This window comes from Enterobacter cloacae complex sp. IR5441 (genome assembly GCF_049238215.1).
Taxonomy (GTDB): domain Bacteria; phylum Pseudomonadota; class Gammaproteobacteria; order Enterobacterales; family Enterobacteriaceae; genus Enterobacter; species Enterobacter hormaechei_C.
The window spans coordinates 59242-75798 of sequence record NZ_JBMKIA010000017.1 but is presented as its reverse complement, the minus strand read 5'-3'; the positions used below and the strand labels follow the sequence as shown (position 1 = coordinate 75798).

Sequence of the window (16557 nt, the reverse complement as noted above, 5' to 3'; positions counted from 1 at the left end):
AAAAACGGTGAATCGTGTAAGCAATTTAAATTTTCAACTTTTCGGACAGTTTCCCGGCACTCGCTAACCCGATGATTCCTATAGATTCCGGCAAAAACCATAGAAATAAAGCCGCTATTCGAAAAATGAAATCCACTTTTCAGGAAAATCAAAAACACCATTTCATTTTAAATTCAGATAAGTTCTTTGCTGTGAAATTAACTTTTTTAATTTATGCTTTCAGGCAATTACGTACGCTATTCAGGGTGGATAAAATGGATAATGCTGTCGATCGCCACGTTTTTTATATTTCTGATGGGACGGCGATAACCGCCGAGGTGCTGGGACACGCGGTGATGTCGCAGTTTCCGGTATCGATAAACAGCATCACGTTGCCGTTCGTGGAAAATGAGAGCCGGGCCAAAGCGGTCAAGGACCAGATCGACGCCATTTACCAGCAGACCGGCGTTCGTCCGCTGGTGTTCTACTCCATTGTGATCCCTGAGATCCGCAACATCATTTTGCAAAGCGAGGGCTTCTGTCAGGACATCGTGCAGGCGCTGGTTGCTCCCTTGCAAAGCGAGCTGAAGCTCGACCCGACGCCGATCGCCCACCGTACCCACGGTCTGAACCCCGGCAACCTGACCAAATACGATGCGCGTATTGCCGCCATTGACTACACCCTGGCGCACGACGACGGGATCTCGCTACGCAATCTCGACCAGGCGCAGGTGATTTTGCTCGGCGTGTCGCGCTGCGGTAAAACCCCCACCAGCCTTTACCTGGCGATGCAGTTTGGCATTCGTGCCGCCAACTACCCCTTTATTGCCGATGATATGGATAACCTGGTGCTGCCCGCCGCGCTCAAGCCGCTCCAGCATAAGCTGTTTGGGCTGACCATCAACCCGGAACGCCTGGCGGCGATCCGCGAAGAACGTCGCGAGAACAGTCGCTACGCCTCGATGCGCCAGTGCCGAATGGAAGTCTCCGAAGTCGAAGCGCTGTACCGGAAAAATCAAATTCCCTGGCTGAACAGTACCAACTATTCAGTAGAAGAAATTGCCACCAAGATCCTCGATATCATGGGGCTGAATCGCCGCATGTACTAATATGCTAGTACATTAATCCAGTTTCAGTTATTATCATGCCATCCTCGGGGCGACGTGCCCCGAACTTGAAATCAGCAGGGATTGGTTTAAGGTGATGGCCATCACTTCCCGGTAGTCTGCCGATGAAGCAAAAAATTTCTGAGACATTCCATGAACAAAACCGACGAACTGCGCACCGCGCGCATTGATAGCCTGGTCACACCGGCTGAACTGGCCCGGCTGCATCCCGTATCCGCCGAGGTGGCGGACCATGTGACGGCCTCCCGTCGCCGCATCGAAAAAATTCTCAATGGTGAAGACAAACGTCTTCTGGTGGTGATTGGCCCCTGCTCCATCCACGACCTCGACGCGGCAATGGATTATGCACAACGCCTTCAGACGCTGCGCGGCACGTATCAGGATCGCCTGGAGATCGTGATGCGTACCTACTTTGAAAAGCCCCGTACCGTCGTGGGCTGGAAAGGATTGATTTCCGATCCCGATCTGAACGGTAGCTACCGGGTGAATCACGGTATTACACTGGCGCGCAAGCTGCTGTTACAGGTTAACGAGCTGGGCGTGCCAACTGCCACCGAATTTCTGGATATGGTGACCGGACAGTTTATTGCCGACCTCATTAGCTGGGGCGCGATTGGCGCACGTACCACCGAAAGCCAGATCCACCGTGAAATGGCGTCGGCGCTTTCCTGCCCGGTGGGCTTCAAAAACGGAACGGACGGCAATACCCGAATTGCCGTAGATGCCATCCGCGCGTCACGCGCCAGCCATATGTTCCTCTCCCCGGATAAAAACGGCCAGATGACCATCTACCAGACCAGCGGCAACCCGTTCGGACATATCATTATGCGTGGCGGTAAAAAACCGAATTACCATGCAGAAGATATTGCCGCCGCCTGCGAAACGCTGGCGGAATTTGACCTGCCGGAGCATCTGGTGGTGGATTTCAGCCACGGCAACTGTCAGAAACAGCACCGCCGCCAGCTGGACGTCTGCGAGGAAGTTTGCCAGCAGATCCGCAGCGGCTCGACCGCCATTGCAGGAATTATGGCGGAGAGTTTTATCAAAGAAGGCACGCAGAAGATCGTCGCCGGACAGCAAATGGTCTACGGCCAGTCAATCACCGACCCGTGCCTGAGCTGGGAAGACAGCGAGCTGCTGCTGGAGAAGCTGGCTTCAGCCGTGGACACACGCTTTTAAAATCCTGCCGGGTGACGCTGCGCTTACCCGGCCTACGGTACGTGCCCTTCTCCCTCTACTCGTGGGAGAGGGTCGGGGTGAGGGTATCAGACCGCACCTCTCCCCCAAATTTGATCCCGTCACACAATTTTCACAAAAACGCTTGCCGTGAATTTGCAGTTTATTGATAATGATTATCATTGTTACATTGATTGTTATTTATAAACATTATGTCACCTACCGATAACAGCGCGGCAACGCCAACAAAAACACACACAGCGCCGTCCCCTGCTCCCACCGATCGCCGAATCGACAGCAAAAGCCTGTTGGGTGAGGAGGGACGGGTCATTATCGAGCATGACGGCCAGCACTACCTGCTGCGCCAGACCAATGCCGGAAAACTGATCCTGACTAAATAAACCAGACAACACATTCGCCAGCCACCCAGGTGATCCCCAGGCAGCCAGCGCTTTTCAATTCTTATGGAGAGTTGCTATGCCACACCTGCAATCCGCGTCTTTACGCCCGTCTCTTCTGGCGCTGGCGATTGTCAGCACCCTGCCGGGCGTTACGTTTGCCGCCGCAGACGAGATCACCGTCACCGCCACCGGCAATGCCCGCAGCGCCTTTGAAGCCCCCATGATGGTGAGCGTGATTGACGCCACCGCGCCGGAAAACCAGACCGCCAGCTCCGCCGCCGACCTGCTGCGCAAGGTGCCCGGTCTGACCCTGGACGGCACCGGGCGCACCAACGGTCAGGACGTTAACCTCCGGGGCTATGACCGCCGTGGCGTGCTGATACTGGTGGATGGCGTGCGCCAGGGCACTGATACCGGACACCTGAACAGCACGTTCCTCGATCCGGCGCTGATCAAACGTATTGAAGTAGTACGTGGTCCTTCCGCCTTGCTGTACGGCAGCGGCGCGCTGGGCGGCGTAATTTCGTATGACACCGTCGACGCCAGCGATCTGCTGGATGCAGGTAAAAACAGCGGCTATCGCGTATTTGCTACCGGTGCAACGGGCGATCATAGCATCGGGATGGGTGCCAGCGCCTATGGCCGCACCGATACCCTGGACGGTCTGGTCTCCTGGTCCAGCCGCGATCGCGGCGACATTCGCCAGAGTGACGGCGCGAGGGCGCCAAACGACGAATCCATCAACAATATGCTGGCGAAAGGCAGCTGGAAAATCGATCCGGCGCAGACGCTGAGTGGCTCCCTGCGCTACTACAACAACGACGCGCAGGAGCCGAAAAATCCGCAGACCACGGATGCCAGCAGCAGTAACCCGATGACCGATCGTTCCACCATTCAGCGCGATGCCCAGCTTGGCTACCGCATTGCGCCAGCCGGAAACGACTGGCTGAACGCCGATGCGAAAATTTACTGGTCCGAAGCGCGGATCAACGCCCAGAACATCGACGCCAGCGGCGAGTTCCGTAAGCAGACTACCAAAGGCGGCAAAGTGGAAAACCGCACCCGCCTGTTCAGCGACTCCTTCGCCTCGCACCTGCTGACCTACGGCGGGGAATACTATCGTCAGGAGCAACACCCTGGCGGCGCGACCACCGGCTTCCCGGACGCGAAAATCGACTTCAGCTCCGGCTGGTTGCAGGATGAGATCACCCTGCGCGACCTGCCGGTAACGCTTCTCGGCGGGACGCGTTACGACAACTACCGCGGCAGCAGCGACGGTTACGACGACGTGGATGCGGATAAGTGGTCATCACGCGCCGGGTTAACCGTGAGTCCAGCCGACTGGCTGATGCTGTTCGGCTCTTACGCCCAGGCCTTCCGTGCGCCAACGATGGGCGAGATGTATAACGACTCGAAGCACTTCTCTATCGGCAGCTTCTACACCAACTACTGGGTGCCGAACCCGAACCTGCGTCCGGAAACTAACGAAACCCAGGAGTTCGGTTTTGGGCTACGTTTTGACGATCTGCTGCTCGCCAACGACGCGCTGGAGTTCAAAGCCAGCTACTTCGACACCAAAGCGAAAGATTACATCTCCACTACCGTCGATTTTGCGGCGGCCACCACCATGTCCTATAACGTACCAAATGCCAAAATCTGGGGCTGGGACATGATGGCGACCTACGCGACCAGTCTGTTCAACCTGGACGTGGCCTACAACCGCACACGCGGGAAAGATACCGACACGGGCGAATACATCTCCAGCATCAACCCGGACACCGTCACCAGCAAGCTGGATATCCCCGTGGCGCAAAGCGGCTTCTCCGTGGGCTGGATCGGCACCTTCGTCGAACGTTCAACGCACATCAGCAGCAGCTACAGCGAGCAGCCTGGCTACGCAGTGAATGATTTCTACGTCAGCTATAAAGGTCAGCAGCAGTTCAAAGGCATCACCACCACCCTCGTGCTGGGGAACGCCTTCGACAAAGCCTACTGGTCACCACAAGGCATCCCGCAGGATGGCCGCAACGGCAAGATCTTCGTCAGTTATCAATGGTAATTCCCTTCGGGGCAACGATTCAGAAGGATAAGATTATGGGTCACTACACACGCTGGCTTGAGCTTAAAGAAGAACATCCGGGTAAGTACGCCCGTGATATCGCCGGATTAATGCACATCAGCGAAGCAGAGCTGGCATTTGCGCGCGTTGGACACGACGCCTGGCGGCTGCGCGGTGAAATCCGTGAGATTCTGGCAGCGCTGGAGTCGGTGGGGGAAACCAAATGCATCTGCCGTAACGAATACGCCGTTCACGAGCAGGTCGGGGCGTTTACTAACCAGCACCTCGGCGGCCACGCCGGGCTGGTGCTGAATCCGCGCGCGCTGGATCTGCGTTTGTTCCTCAACCAGTGGGCGAGCGCGTTTCACATAAGTGAAACGACCTCCCGCGGCGAACGTCAGAGCATTCAGTTCTTCGATCATCAGGGCGACGCTTTACTGAAGGTCTACACCACGGATCACACCGACGTTGCCGCCTGGGGCGACGTGCTGACCCGTTTTATCATTGCCGATAACCCCACTCTGGCACTGAAGGCTGTCGATGCCCCTGCGCATTCCGACGGTGCTGATGCAGGCTCGGTGGAGAAAGAGTGGCGCGCCATGACCGATGTGCATCAGTTCTTTAGCTTACTGAAGCGCCATAACCTGAGCCGCCAGCAGGCGTTTCGTCTGGTGAGTGACGATCTGGCCTGTAAGGTGGATAACAGCGCGCTGGCACAGCTGCTGGAGACGGCGCGACAGGACGGAAACGAAATCATGATCTTCGTCGGCAACCGCGGCTGCGTGCAGATCTTCACCGGTGTGGTGGAAAAACTGACGCCCATGAAGGGCTGGCTGAACATCTTCAACCCAACCTTTACCCTGCATCTGCTGGAGGAGACTATCGCCGAGACGTGGGTAACGCGCAAGCCTACGGCGGACGGACACGTTACCAGCCTGGAGCTGTTTGCTGCGGATGGCACTCAGATCGCCCAGCTCTACGGCCAGCGTACCGAAGGCGAGCCTGAGCAGAGCCAGTGGCGCCGCCAGATTGACGCCCTGACGCCAGAAGGGCTGGCCGCATGAAAAACTGGTTCGCCCTGCTCTGCGCCCTGCCGCTGGTCGCCGTCGCCGCGCCGGAGAGAATTGTCGCCCTCGGCGGCGACGTGACGGAGATCGTCTACGCCCTCGGCGCGGAGTCTTCTCTGGTTGCGCGCGACAGTACCAGCCAGTGGCCGCAGGCGACAAACGCGCTGCCTGACGTGGGGTATCTTCGCCAGCTGAATGCGGAGGGGATTTTATCCGTACGCCCGACGCTGGTGCTGGCAAGCGACCAGGCGCAGCCCTCTCTGGCGCTGAAACAGGTTGAACAGAGCCACGTCCGGGTGGTTACCGTTCCCGGCACGCCTGACCTGCGCGCGATTGACGAAAAAGTACGGGTGATAGCTCAGGCGACGCATCATGAGGCGCAAGGGGAAACCCTGCGCAACTCGCTGCGTCAGGCGCTGGCGGCACTGCCCTCAACACCGCTCAACAAGCGGGTGCTGTTTATCCTCAGCCACGGCGGAATGACCGCAATGGCGTCCGGGCAACAGACCGGCGCGGATGCGGCAATACGCGCCGCCGGGTTGCAGAACGCCATGCAGGGCTTTACCCGCTATCAGCCGCTTTCCCAGGAGGGGGTGATGGCCAGCCAGCCGGATCTGGTGGTGATTTCGCAGGACGGTCTTAACGCGCTGGGCGGCGAAGAAAATCTGTGGAAACTGCCCGGTCTGGCGCAAACGCCAGCGGGACGAAGCAAGCAGATGCTGGCTATTGATGATATGGCCCTGCTGGGCTTCAGCGTCCGCACGCCGAAAGCCATACAACAGCTGCGTGCCAGAGCGGAGCAACTGCCCTGATGTCCCGGCGCATCACGTTATCGTTATGGCTTCTGGCGGGGTTGCTTACCGTCATGACGTTCATGGCCACCGGTTTTGGGGCGTTACGCCTGCCGGTGAACGTGCTGTGGAGCGGCAGCGATGAGACACTACGCCAGATCTGGCTTACCATCCGTCTGCCCCGCGTACTGCTGGCGCTGGTGATTGGCGGATCGCTGGCGCTCGCCGGCTGCGTCATGCAGGGGCTGTTCCGCAATCCACTGGCCGACCCGGGCCTGCTCGGGATCAGCAGCGGTGCGGCGCTGGCCGTCGCCCTGTGGGTGGTGCTCCCGCTCTCGCTGCCCGCGCTGGTGATGCTTTACGCCCCTATGCTGGCGGCATTTCTTGGGGCGCTGGCAGCCACTGGCGTGATCTTCCTGCTCAGCAAGCAGCGTGACCCCTCTCTGTCACGTCTGTTGCTGGTGGGTATCGCCATCAATGCCCTGTGCGGTGCGGCAGTGGGTGTGCTTTCGTGGGTCAGCAATGACGCCCAGCTGCGTCAGCTTTCACTCTGGGGAATGGGAAGTCTTGGTCAGGCACAGTGGTCAACGCTGCTCGCCGTGACCTCGCTGATGGTGCCTGCCGTTCTGGCGATCTGGCGTTGTGCCAGCGCATTAAATTTACTGCAACTGGGTGAGGAGGAAGCGCATTACCTTGGCGTGGACGTTGCCCTTGTACAGCGAATATTACTGTTATGCAGCGCCCTGCTGGTCGCGGCGGCTGTCGCCGTCAGCGGCGTGATTGGCTTTGTCGGACTCGTGGTGCCGCACCTGATGCGCATGTGGCTGGGCGCCGATCACCGGGCAACCCTCCCCGGCACGGTACTCGCGGGCGCATTACTGCTGCTGGTGGCGGATACGGTCGCGCGCACCCTGGTCGCTCCGGCAGAAATGCCGGTCGGCCTGCTCACCAGTATCCTTGGTGCTCCCTGGTTCTTATGGCTCATTTTTCGTCGTGGAGAACAGCATGGCTGAACGTTATACGGCTGAAAATCTTACTTTTACCCGATCTGGCCGCACGCTGACAGATAACGTTTCGCTGTCACTGTCGCAGGGAGAGCTGGTTACATTGATCGGCCCCAACGGCGCGGGGAAATCCACGCTGCTGCGGCTGCTGACCGGCTACCTGAAACCCGACAGCGGCGGCTGTTCGCTGGCGGGAAAAGCGCTGGATGAATGGCATCCGCAGACGCTGTCCCGCTATCGGGCGGTGATGCGCCAGCAGTCTCAGCCTGGATTTGACTGGCAGGTGGAGGAGATTGTTGGCATGGGGCGTGCGCCCTGGACGCGTCACCCGGAACCGTCGATTGTGCGTGAGGTGTTGCAGCTGACCGGTTGCCTGCCGCTGGCCGGCAGGCGTTATCATGCCCTCTCCGGCGGCGAGCAGCAGCGCGTCCAGCTCGCCCGCGCGCTGGCGCAGCTGTGGCGTGACGGAACGCCGCGCGGCTGGCTATTTCTCGACGAACCCACTTCCGCGCTGGATCTCTACCACCAGCAGCATCTGCTGCGCCTGTTGAAATCGCTGACCCGTCAGGGCCATCTTCACGCCTGCGTGGTGCTGCACGATCTCAATCTTGCCGCATTATGGTCGGACCGGATCCTGCTGTTACACAACGGCAGGATTGTTTCTCAGGGCATACCGGAGACGGTTTTGCAGGCCGACGCGCTGGCACACTGGTACGGTGCGCAGGTGCACGTCGGCAGACATCCGGCGCACGCCGCACCGCAGGTTTTTCTCGCCCCTTAGCTTGAGCAGCTCACTTCCAGCCGCTTGCCCCAGTCCGGCGGGCGGCTGACATAGTCATCCTCCCGGTCGGCAAACGGCGTGCGCAGGGCGATATGCAGCCGATGCAGCTCGGTATAATCCCCCTGCTCTGCCTGCTCAATGGCCCGCTGCGCCAGCCAGTTGCGCAACACCATCGCCGGGTTAACCGCCTTCATCCGCGCCTGGCGGGTATCGTCATCAATCTGTTCCTGCTGTAAACGCGTCCGGTAAACGGCAAACCAGTCATCAAACGCCTGACGATCGATGAACTCGTCGCGCAGCGGTGACGCGGCACTCTGCTGCGCGGTCTGGCTCAGCATACGGAAGGTTCGGGTATAGTCGCTGCCTTCACGCGCCATGATGGCAAACAGCCCATTCAACAGCGCGTTATCGCCTTTTTCCTGCGTCTTCAGCCCCAGCTTGTTGCGCATTAACACACCATATTCCCGCAGCAGGACCTCCTGATAGCTGTCCAGCGCATCGTTCAGGGCATCGACATTGATAAACGGCGACAGGCTTTGCGCAAGCCGCTGAAGGTTCCACAGCCCCACCGCAGGCTGGTTGTCGAAACGGTAACGCCCCTGATAGTCCGAATGGTTACAGATGTAACCCGGCTGATAGTCATCAAGGAAGCCGTACGGTCCGTAGTCAAACGTCAGCCCTAACAGGGACATGTTGTCGGTATTCATCACCCCGTGGGCAAAGCCGACGGCCTGCCAGCGGGCAATCATTGCGGCAGTGCGCGCGACAATATCACGGAACCAGAGAACATAGCGGTCCGGCTCGTTTTGCAGGTGCGGCCAGTGACGGCGAAGGGCGTAATCGGCAAGCTGGCGGACCTTATCCGGCTCGCGGCGATAGTAGAAGTGTTCAAAATGACCGAAACGCAGATGGCTTTCCGCCACGCGGACCAGCATCGCTCCCTGCTCCATCGTTTCACGGGCCACCGGCGTGTCGCTGGTGACAATGGACAGCGCGCGTGAGGTGGGGATCCCCAGGGCATGCATCGCCTCGGAAGCCAGACCTTCACGGATGGTTGAACGCAGCACCGCGCGGCCATCTCCCATGCGTGAGTACGGGGTTAGCCCTGCCCCTTTCAGGTGCCAGTCGAGCGTTTCGCCATTCGGCAGAAGTTGTTCACCCAGCAGGATGCCGCGGCCATCGCCGAGCTGTCCCGCCCAGACGCCAAACTGATGTCCGCTGTAGACCTGAGCCAGCGGCTTCATGCCCGGGAGCAGCGTTTCGCCGCCCCAGACGCCGGCGCCTTTTTCTGGCTGAAAAAGCGTCGAAGGGATGCCAAGCGAATCCGCCAATGCATCGTTATGCCAGATAAGACGCGCGTTCTGTAATGGCGTTGGCTTAAGCGCGGTGTAAAAGCCGGGTAATTCATCGTGCCAGTGAGCAGTAAAAGACAGGGTCATAAGTCCTCCTGCTTTAAGTGTAGAGGGTTTCCCTGGACGTAAACACGGGCGAAGAAAGGGGTTATTGCTGAACGAGAGTCGTGACTCGCTCTGCCGGGACGGCAGGCCACAGGCTTCCCTGCATTGCACCAAAATTGAAGGGCAGCACGCGTTGTAAGATGCCGTGATCGTCAATTCCCGAGACCATGACCGACTGACAATGCGGCGCGATCTGCCAGAGAATGGCGCGCATAAAAGGCTCAAACGAGAGTGCCGACACGCGCTGCTGGATAAAGTTTTTATCCAGAATCACCCGTTTGAACAGACCATCATAAACCGGTTTAAGGGAAGATGCCCCTGCACCAAAGTTAGCCAGTACTAAGGGGAAATGGATCGCCATTCTTGCCAGACAGGGATCGTCTTTCCCGTTATTTAAACCTGGATAGTTCTCATTAACAGTAAACTCAAGAAACGGATAACGCTCGAGGATTGAAACAGCGTTCTCATTAGTTAATAAAAACTCAACAATTGCAGGTGTAATATTGATCCATGCAATTAACTGATGCTGAATAAAAAATAGCTTACAGGTATCAAGTAATTGCAGTTTCTCCTGAAACAGCGCTAATTCATCTTCCTGAGAAAGATGTGGGATAACCAGTTCAGTCGGGATCCGTACGTCCGCACCCACGCCAGTAAAGTTAACCAAAATCTCTAAACCTTTAAGCAAACCTGCACTATCACGCGCCGGAAGGAGTAAAAGTTCAGACTGGTAAGCATTATCTAGCGTAATAATCATCGCGCTTGTCCTGCATTAAAGATGAGAGAGAACATCCTGGAGCAATTGCAGGCACAATTCCACTGTCTTGATTTTAATAAGATTAATTTCATTCTTTCCGTATTAATTTTCAGATTTTTCCCTGAATCTAAATTAATTTTATCCTGGTTATTGAATAATAGCCAGTTTTAGATAAAACAGGCACATGCGGACATAAATAATTGGGCAAAAATTTAACTTTAATCAACCCGCAAGAAAAGCCTGACGTCTATTTTCACCGCCAGGCCCTCCGCACTGCATTTTTATGCAGCGGTTAAATACGTCTGGCCTGCCAGAAGTTTTTACGCCAGTAAACATTATCCAGAGAGGAGCGCATCACGCCACGGCTGGTCGAGGCATGAATGAACTGATTATCGGTATCATAGATGCCGACATGAAGGCCGCTTTCACCGGAGCCCGTTTTAAAAAAGACCAGATCGCCGGGCAGGAGCTCGTCTTTATCAATTTCAGTGCCGATTTTCGCCTGCATACGCGTTTCACGCGGAAGCTGGAGGTCAAATTTATCGCGGAAGGTCATCAGCACGAATCCCGAGCAATCCACCCCGCCCCGGCTCATGCCGCCGTAGCGATAAGGTGTGCCGCGCCAGTTGCTGAGCTGATCGTTCAGGCTGGCAATGACCGTAATGGAATCGGAAAGCCGTGGGTTGGGCGGAGGTGCACGATGGCTGCTGCATCCTGCAAGAAAGAGCGCCGCAACAAGGAGAAACCAGAATCGCATTTCAGACGAATCCTCTGCTTTTTTTGTTCTTTCGGTAATTTAGCGTGCATCTATGCAGCTGTGCAAGAAAGGTTATTCCTGCGCCGTGGAAATGAGCATCTTGTGGCCTTCAATATCCAGCCTCCGGAACGACATGTGGTAAGCGCTCGCAAGATTGGCGGCCGTCAGTACGCTGTCGCGCGTTCCGCTGGCAATCAGCTTGCCACGCGCCAGCAACCACACCCGATGCGCGTGGCGCAACGTATGGTTTAAATCATGGCTGCTCATCACAATGGCAATCCCCTTGCGACACAGCGCGCTGAGCAGGGTATCCAGCGCTGCCTGTTGGGCAACGTCCAGCCCACTCATCGGCTCGTCCAGCAGCAGCAACCGCCCGTGAGGATTTCCCGCCGGATGGATCTGAAGGATAACGGCCGCCAGACGCACGCGCTGCCACTCGCCGCCGGAAAGCTGATTTGCCTGCCGGGTAAGCTTGTCGTCTAACCCGAGTGCCGCAGCAACCTCGTTGAGCAATCCCACCTGATTTTTGTCAGGCAGATGCAGCGTCAGGTAGTGCCAGACGGGCATCGCAAAGGGCGGAACCTGCTGCTGAACCAGATAGCTTCGACGGGAGGCAAGTGTAGCGGGTAGCCAGTCGACGAGCGATTGCCCGAGAAAGGTAATCTTTCCTTCCCCGGTGGTCAGCCCCGCCATGCACGCCAGTAGCGTGCTTTTTCCGGCGCCGTTTGGCCCAACCAGGTGAAGGATTTCACCTGCGTTGACTTCGGCGGTAACAGGCTCAAGACGCCCCTTGCCGGCAACGTCCGTGAGCTGCATCAGCAGCGTCATTATTTCGCCAGCGCCAGCTTAATTGATTCCATCACGATAGGATCTTCAGGCGTCATGTCAGGCGAAAAACGCTGCACGACCTGACCGTCACGGCCAATCAGGAATTTTTCGAAGTTCCACAGAATATCATCCGGATAGAGCGGCGCGCGGCCTTTACTTGCCATACGCTCATAGAAACCACTCTCTTCAGGCGCAACGGCGGTCGGCGCCGCGGCCACCAGTTTGGCATACAGCGGATGACGATTTTCCCCGTTCACATCAATTTTGCTGAACATCGGGAACGTCACGCCATAGGTTGTGCTGCAAAAGGTCTTAATCTCCTCTTCGCTGCCCGGCTCCTGGCCCAGGAACTGGTTGCACGGGAAGCCGAGTACGGTAAAGCCGTCTTTTTCCCAGGCTTTATGAATGTTTTCCAGCTGTTCATACTGCGGCGTAAGGCCACATTTCGACGCCACGTTCACGATGAGCAGCACCTTGCCCTTGTAGCCTTCCAGCGTGGTTTTCTCGCCGTCAATGGTCGTCACTTCGGTATTCAGAATATCAGACTGCATAGCATTCCCTCAGGTTGACTTACAGGTTGTGTTTTAACGTCCAGCTTTTAATAGTAGCCAGATAAAGACCGGTGCGCCCAGCGTTGCGGTCACCACGCCTATGGGCAACTCAGCGGCCGTCAGGGCGAGCCGGGCGATGATATCGGCAACCAGCAGCGTTGCCGCCCCGGCAACCGCCGAGGCCGGGAGCAGGGTTCGGTGGTCCGTAATGCCGCACAGGCGCAGCATATGCGGGATCACCAGCCCAATAAAGCCAATCGCCCCCGCCAGCGCCACGCTTACGCCTACCATCCAGCCAATGGCGATAACCAGCACGTTGCGCCAGAATCCAATCGGCATCCCGAGCTGGCGAGCAGACGTTTCGCCCAGCGCGAGAATATTAAGAGGCTGCGCCTGGAACGCCGTCCACAGGATGACCGGGATCAGGAGCACCATCAGCCACCCCTGACGCCAGTCAACACCCCCAAATCCCCCCATCATCCAGTACATTAACTGGCGCAGATCGAAGGAGGTAGAAAAGTAGACGGCCCAGGTCATCAGCGCACTACAGATGATCCCCAACGCTACCCCGGCAAGCAGCAGCCGACTGGTGGATAAGTGGCGGCGGGCAAAGCGCAGAAGGATAAGGGTTATCAACAGCGCGCCAAGGATGGCGCTGAGGCTAATCCCCCAGCCGGAGAGCTCGCCTCCCCCCAGCATCACGGCGGCGATAAGCCCGACGCCTGCGCCATTTGACACCCCGAGAAGCCCGGGTTCCGCCAGAGGGTTTTCAAATAATGCCTGCATGATCGTGCCGCACAGCGCCAGCGCAGCGCCAACTAAAAGGACAGCCAACGTCCGCGGCAGGCGGATCTGCCAGACAAAGAGCTGTCCTTCAGGCGTAAACCAGCTTTCCGGCCCCAGCCACCGATCGCCCGCACACAGGCTGACGGTGGTGGCGACAATCAACAGCACCCCGAGCAGACACAGGCGGCGAAGATCGGAGCGGTGCTGGCGGCGGGCAAGATCAAGCATAGACGATAGGTTATCCGGTTGAGATATCATTGATTTTACGGCGGGTTTAGCAAATAGCGCAAAGAAAAAAGGCCGCGTGAGCGGCCTTTTTAGTTAGTTCATATTACTCTGCTTTGGGCGTTGCGTTTTCGACACGGCTTTTTAACTTCTGTCCGGGTCTGAAGGTCACCACGCGGCGGGCTGTAATGGGAATATCTTCCCCCGTCTTCGGGTTACGGCCCGGACGTTGGTTTTTGTCTCGCAAATCAAAATTGCCAAAACCGGAGAGTTTAACCTGCTCACCATTTTCCAGAGCACGACGGATCTCTTCGAAAAACAGCTCTACCAGCTCTTTGGCATCCCGTTTGCTAAGCCCAAGCTTATCAAACAGATATTCTGACATTTCAGCTTTTGTAAGCGCCATAGGTTCAATCCCTCAATGATGCCTGGAATCGCTCTTTTAATGCCTCTACACATTTGGCGACGGTAGCGGCAATCTCCTCTTCTTCGAGTGTACGGCTGGTATCCTGAAGGATAAGGCTAATAGCGAGGCTCTTGAAACCTTCTGCTACGCCCTTGCCGCGGTACACGTCAAATAAGTTTACGCCAACTACCTGATTTACGCCAACTTTCTTACATTCGGCCAAAATATCTGCTGCGGGCACATTTTCAGCGACCACAACCGCGATATCACGGCGGTTTGCCGGGAAGCGGGAGACGTCCTGCGCCTGAGGAATGACGCGGTCTGCAACCGGGTTCCACTCCAGTTCGAATACGATGGTACGGCCATTCAGATCCAGCTTACGTTCCAGTTCCGGGTGAACAACCCCAATGAAACCAACACGTTTGCCGTCTAAATAGATCGCCGCACTCTGACCCGGATGCAGGGCTGGAATCGCTTCTGCGCGGAATTCAATTTCGGATAATTTACCGGTCAGATCGAGAATCGCTTCCAGATCGCCCTTCATATCGTAGAAATCAACCGTCCCTTTTGCCAGGTCCCAGTGCTCTTCAAAGCGGTTACCGCTGATGGCGCCGGCCAGCATGAGATCCTGACGGATGCCTAAATTCGCCTGAGTATCCGGTACAAAGCGCAAACCGCTTTCGAAAATACGCACGCGGTTTTGCTGACGGTTCTGGTTATAAACGATAGTACCCAGCAGCCCCGTCCACAGGGACAGACGCATCGCTGACATCTCGCTGGAAATCGGGCTTGGCAAAATCAGTGCTTCCTGACCCGGGTGGATCAGCTGTTGCAGCTTAGGATCAACGAAGCTGTAGGTGATCACTTCCTGGTAGCCTTTGTCGTTCAGCATGGTTTTCACACGCTTCAGAGACAGATCGGCCTCGCGATGGCTGCCCATCACCAGACCCGCCTGCACCGGCTCGTCAGGGATGTTGTTGTAGCCGTAAACGCGGGCCACTTCTTCCACCAGATCTTCCTCGATCTCCATGTCAAAACGCCAGGACGGCGCAACGGCTTTCCACTCGTCCTGACCCTCAGTAACTTCGCAACCCAGACGCGTCAGAATGTCGGTCACCTGCGCATCGGCAACGTGGTGACCAATCAGACGATCCAGTTTGCTGCGGCGCAGGGTAATGGTCGCACGCTTCGGCAGCGTCGCTTCGTTGGTCACATCGATAACCGGACCCGCTTCGCCGCCGCAGATGTCGATCAGCAGGCGAGTCGCACGCTCCATCGCTTTGTATTGCAGCGCAGGATCCACGCCACGCTCGTAGCGGTGAGAAGCATCAGTGTGCAGACCGTGACGGCGTGCGCGGCCGGTGATGGAGAGCGGGCTGAAGAACGCGCATTCCAGCAGGACGTTTTGCGTCTCGTCGTTGACGCCAGAGTGCTCGCCGCCGAAGATCCCGCCCATCGCCAGCGCTTTGTTGTGATCGGCAATCACCAGGGTGTCAGCGTTCAGTTTCGCTTCGCTGCCGTCCAGCAGAACCAGGGTTTCGCCCTCTTTCGCCATGCGCACGATGATCCCACCTTCGATACGATTTTTATCAAAGGCGTGCATTGGCTGGCCCAGCTCCAGCAGAACATAGTTGGTGACGTCGACGACCGCATCGATAGAACGGATACCGCAGCGACGCAGTTTCTCTTTCATCCACAGCGGGGTTGGCGCTTTAACGTTAATACCTTTCACCACACGACCGAGGTAGCGTGGGCAGGCCTTAGGCGCGTCTACCTGTATCGGCAGCACGTCACTAATGGTTGCCTCAACCGGAGCGATCTCCGGCACGTTCAGTTCAGTCTGGTTCAGCACGGCCACGTCGCGGGCCACACCGATGATGCCTAAACAGTCAGCACGGTTTGGCGTTACGCTGATTTCGATGGTGTTGTCATCAAGCTTCAGGTATTCGCGGATATCGGTACCAACTGGCGCATCCTGCGGCAGTTCAATAATGCCGGAGTGATCGTCGGAAATACCCAGTTCGGAGAAGGAGCACAGCATGCCTTCAGACGGCTCACCGCGCAGCTTAGCCGCTTTGATTTTGAAATCGCCCGGCAGCACCGCACCGACGGTCGCCACGGCCACTTTCAGGCCCTGACGGCAGTTTGGCGCACCGCAGACGATATCCAGCAGACGGTCACCGCCCACATTGACTTTTGTTACGCGCAGTTTGTCAGCGTTAGGGTGCTGACCGCATTCAACCACTTCACCCACGACCACGCCGGTGAAGGCGCCAGAAACCGGCTCTACACCGTCAACTTCCAGACCCGCCATGGTGATCTGGTTGGAAAGCGCGTCGCTGTCCAGCGTGGTGTTCACCCATTCGCGTAACCACAGTTCACTGAATTTCATTGTTCTGTCCTGC

Annotated in this window: 16 protein-coding genes; 8 read left to right on the top strand and 8 right to left on the bottom strand. The window is 57.1% G+C overall.

The features are described 5' to 3' along the window. Positions 1 to 254: 254 nt before the first annotated feature. The 8 genes from ppsR (at position 255) to ACOTX5_RS17570 (ending at position 8385) form a co-directional block, all read left to right on the top strand. Positions 255 to 1088: a posphoenolpyruvate synthetase regulatory kinase/phosphorylase PpsR gene (ppsR, locus tag ACOTX5_RS17605; protein WP_017384644.1), complete on the top strand. Its 834-nt coding sequence runs from the start codon at positions 255 to 257 to the stop codon at positions 1086 to 1088. Between the two features lie 150 nt (positions 1089 to 1238). Beyond that, positions 1239 to 2285 (top strand): 3-deoxy-7-phosphoheptulonate synthase AroH, encoded by a 1047-nt coding sequence (aroH, locus tag ACOTX5_RS17600; RefSeq protein WP_015570722.1) that lies wholly within the window; start codon positions 1239 to 1241, stop codon positions 2283 to 2285. 209 nt (positions 2286 to 2494) lie between these two features. After that, complete coding sequence (hemP, locus tag ACOTX5_RS17595; RefSeq protein WP_015570723.1) at positions 2495 to 2683, top strand: hemin uptake protein HemP; 189 nt, start codon at positions 2495 to 2497, stop codon at positions 2681 to 2683. Between the two features lie 76 nt (positions 2684 to 2759). Continuing rightward, complete coding sequence (locus tag ACOTX5_RS17590; protein ID WP_017693583.1) at positions 2760 to 4742, top strand: TonB-dependent hemoglobin/transferrin/lactoferrin family receptor; 1983 nt, start codon at positions 2760 to 2762, stop codon at positions 4740 to 4742. 35 nt (positions 4743 to 4777) lie between these two features. Next, the gene (chuS, locus tag ACOTX5_RS17585; protein ID WP_023296351.1) at positions 4778 to 5806 is read left to right on the top strand and encodes a hematinate-forming heme oxygenase ChuS; all 1029 of its coding nucleotides are present in this window, start codon (positions 4778 to 4780) and stop codon (positions 5804 to 5806) included. Next, positions 5803 to 6621, top strand: coding sequence for a heme/hemin ABC transporter substrate-binding protein (locus ACOTX5_RS17580; protein ID WP_045911641.1), 819 nt, complete (start codon positions 5803 to 5805; stop codon positions 6619 to 6621). Before chuS ends, ACOTX5_RS17580 begins: the two co-directional genes overlap by 4 nt. After that, a complete protein-coding gene (locus ACOTX5_RS17575) occupies positions 6621 to 7613 on the top strand; it encodes a FecCD family ABC transporter permease (protein ID WP_017384648.1) in 993 nt (330 codons plus the stop codon). Before ACOTX5_RS17580 ends, ACOTX5_RS17575 begins: the two co-directional genes overlap by 1 nt. Beyond that, positions 7606 to 8385, top strand: coding sequence for a heme ABC transporter ATP-binding protein (locus ACOTX5_RS17570; protein ID WP_015570728.1), 780 nt, complete (start codon positions 7606 to 7608; stop codon positions 8383 to 8385). The genes ACOTX5_RS17575 and ACOTX5_RS17570 overlap by 8 nt, the downstream gene beginning before the upstream one ends. On the opposite strand, the gene selO is transcribed toward ACOTX5_RS17570, so the two are convergent. From selO to pheT, 8 genes are all read right to left on the bottom strand, one after another. Continuing rightward, positions 8382 to 9824, bottom strand: a complete 1443-nt coding sequence (gene selO / locus ACOTX5_RS17565) for a protein adenylyltransferase SelO (protein ID WP_045911640.1) — start codon at positions 9822 to 9824, stop codon at positions 8382 to 8384. The two genes, ACOTX5_RS17570 and selO, sit on opposite strands and share 4 nt — an antisense overlap. A 61-nt stretch (positions 9825 to 9885) precedes the next feature. Next, the gene (locus ACOTX5_RS17560; RefSeq protein WP_032619829.1) at positions 9886 to 10599 is read right to left on the bottom strand and encodes an EAL domain-containing protein; all 714 of its coding nucleotides are present in this window, start codon (positions 10597 to 10599) and stop codon (positions 9886 to 9888) included. 292 nt (positions 10600 to 10891) lie between these two features. Next, complete coding sequence (locus tag ACOTX5_RS17555; protein WP_015570730.1) at positions 10892 to 11356, bottom strand: NlpC/P60 family protein; 465 nt, start codon at positions 11354 to 11356, stop codon at positions 10892 to 10894. 72 nt (positions 11357 to 11428) lie between these two features. Beyond that, positions 11429 to 12184, bottom strand: coding sequence for a vitamin B12 ABC transporter ATP-binding protein BtuD (gene btuD, locus ACOTX5_RS17550; protein WP_015570731.1), 756 nt, complete (start codon positions 12182 to 12184; stop codon positions 11429 to 11431). After that, a complete protein-coding gene (locus ACOTX5_RS17545) occupies positions 12184 to 12735 on the bottom strand; it encodes a glutathione peroxidase (RefSeq protein WP_022650905.1) in 552 nt (183 codons plus the stop codon). The genes btuD and ACOTX5_RS17545 overlap by 1 nt, the downstream gene beginning before the upstream one ends. Before the next feature lie 33 nt (positions 12736 to 12768). Further along, positions 12769 to 13749 carry a vitamin B12 ABC transporter permease BtuC gene (btuC, locus tag ACOTX5_RS17540; RefSeq protein WP_017693588.1) on the bottom strand — a complete coding sequence of 327 codons (981 nt, stop codon included), beginning with the start codon at positions 13747 to 13749 and terminating at the stop codon, positions 12769 to 12771. A 103-nt stretch (positions 13750 to 13852) separates the two neighbouring features. Then, positions 13853 to 14152: an integration host factor subunit alpha gene (gene ihfA, locus ACOTX5_RS17535; protein WP_003857805.1), complete on the bottom strand. Its 300-nt coding sequence runs from the start codon at positions 14150 to 14152 to the stop codon at positions 13853 to 13855. Positions 14153 to 14156: 4 nt separating this feature from the next. Further along, complete coding sequence (gene pheT, locus ACOTX5_RS17530) at positions 14157 to 16544, bottom strand: phenylalanine--tRNA ligase subunit beta (protein WP_045911639.1); 2388 nt, start codon at positions 16542 to 16544, stop codon at positions 14157 to 14159. Between the last annotated feature and the right edge of the window lie 13 nt (positions 16545 to 16557).

Coding starts and splice junctions, on each gene's coding strand:
- ppsR (WP_017384644.1), top strand. CDS start 255: ATGGATAATGCTGTCGATCGCCACGTTTTTTATATTTCTGATGGGACG.
- aroH (WP_015570722.1), top strand. CDS start 1,239: ATGAACAAAACCGACGAACTGCGCACCGCGCGCATTGATAGCCTGGTC.
- hemP (WP_015570723.1), top strand. CDS start 2,495: ATGTCACCTACCGATAACAGCGCGGCAACGCCAACAAAAACACACACA.
- ACOTX5_RS17590 (WP_017693583.1), top strand. CDS start 2,760: ATGCCACACCTGCAATCCGCGTCTTTACGCCCGTCTCTTCTGGCGCTG.
- chuS (WP_023296351.1), top strand. CDS start 4,778: ATGGGTCACTACACACGCTGGCTTGAGCTTAAAGAAGAACATCCGGGT.
- ACOTX5_RS17580 (WP_045911641.1), top strand. CDS start 5,803: ATGAAAAACTGGTTCGCCCTGCTCTGCGCCCTGCCGCTGGTCGCCGTC.
- ACOTX5_RS17575 (WP_017384648.1), top strand. CDS start 6,621: ATGTCCCGGCGCATCACGTTATCGTTATGGCTTCTGGCGGGGTTGCTT.
- ACOTX5_RS17570 (WP_015570728.1), top strand. CDS start 7,606: ATGGCTGAACGTTATACGGCTGAAAATCTTACTTTTACCCGATCTGGC.
- selO (WP_045911640.1), bottom strand. CDS start 9,824: ATGACCCTGTCTTTTACTGCTCACTGGCACGATGAATTACCCGGCTTT.
- ACOTX5_RS17560 (WP_032619829.1), bottom strand. CDS start 10,599: ATGATTATTACGCTAGATAATGCTTACCAGTCTGAACTTTTACTCCTT.
- ACOTX5_RS17555 (WP_015570730.1), bottom strand. CDS start 11,356: ATGCGATTCTGGTTTCTCCTTGTTGCGGCGCTCTTTCTTGCAGGATGC.
- btuD (WP_015570731.1), bottom strand. CDS start 12,184: ATGACGCTGCTGATGCAGCTCACGGACGTTGCCGGCAAGGGGCGTCTT.
- ACOTX5_RS17545 (WP_022650905.1), bottom strand. CDS start 12,735: ATGCAGTCTGATATTCTGAATACCGAAGTGACGACCATTGACGGCGAG.
- btuC (WP_017693588.1), bottom strand. CDS start 13,749: ATGCTTGATCTTGCCCGCCGCCAGCACCGCTCCGATCTTCGCCGCCTG.
- ihfA (WP_003857805.1), bottom strand. CDS start 14,152: ATGGCGCTTACAAAAGCTGAAATGTCAGAATATCTGTTTGATAAGCTT.
- pheT (WP_045911639.1), bottom strand. CDS start 16,544: ATGAAATTCAGTGAACTGTGGTTACGCGAATGGGTGAACACCACGCTG.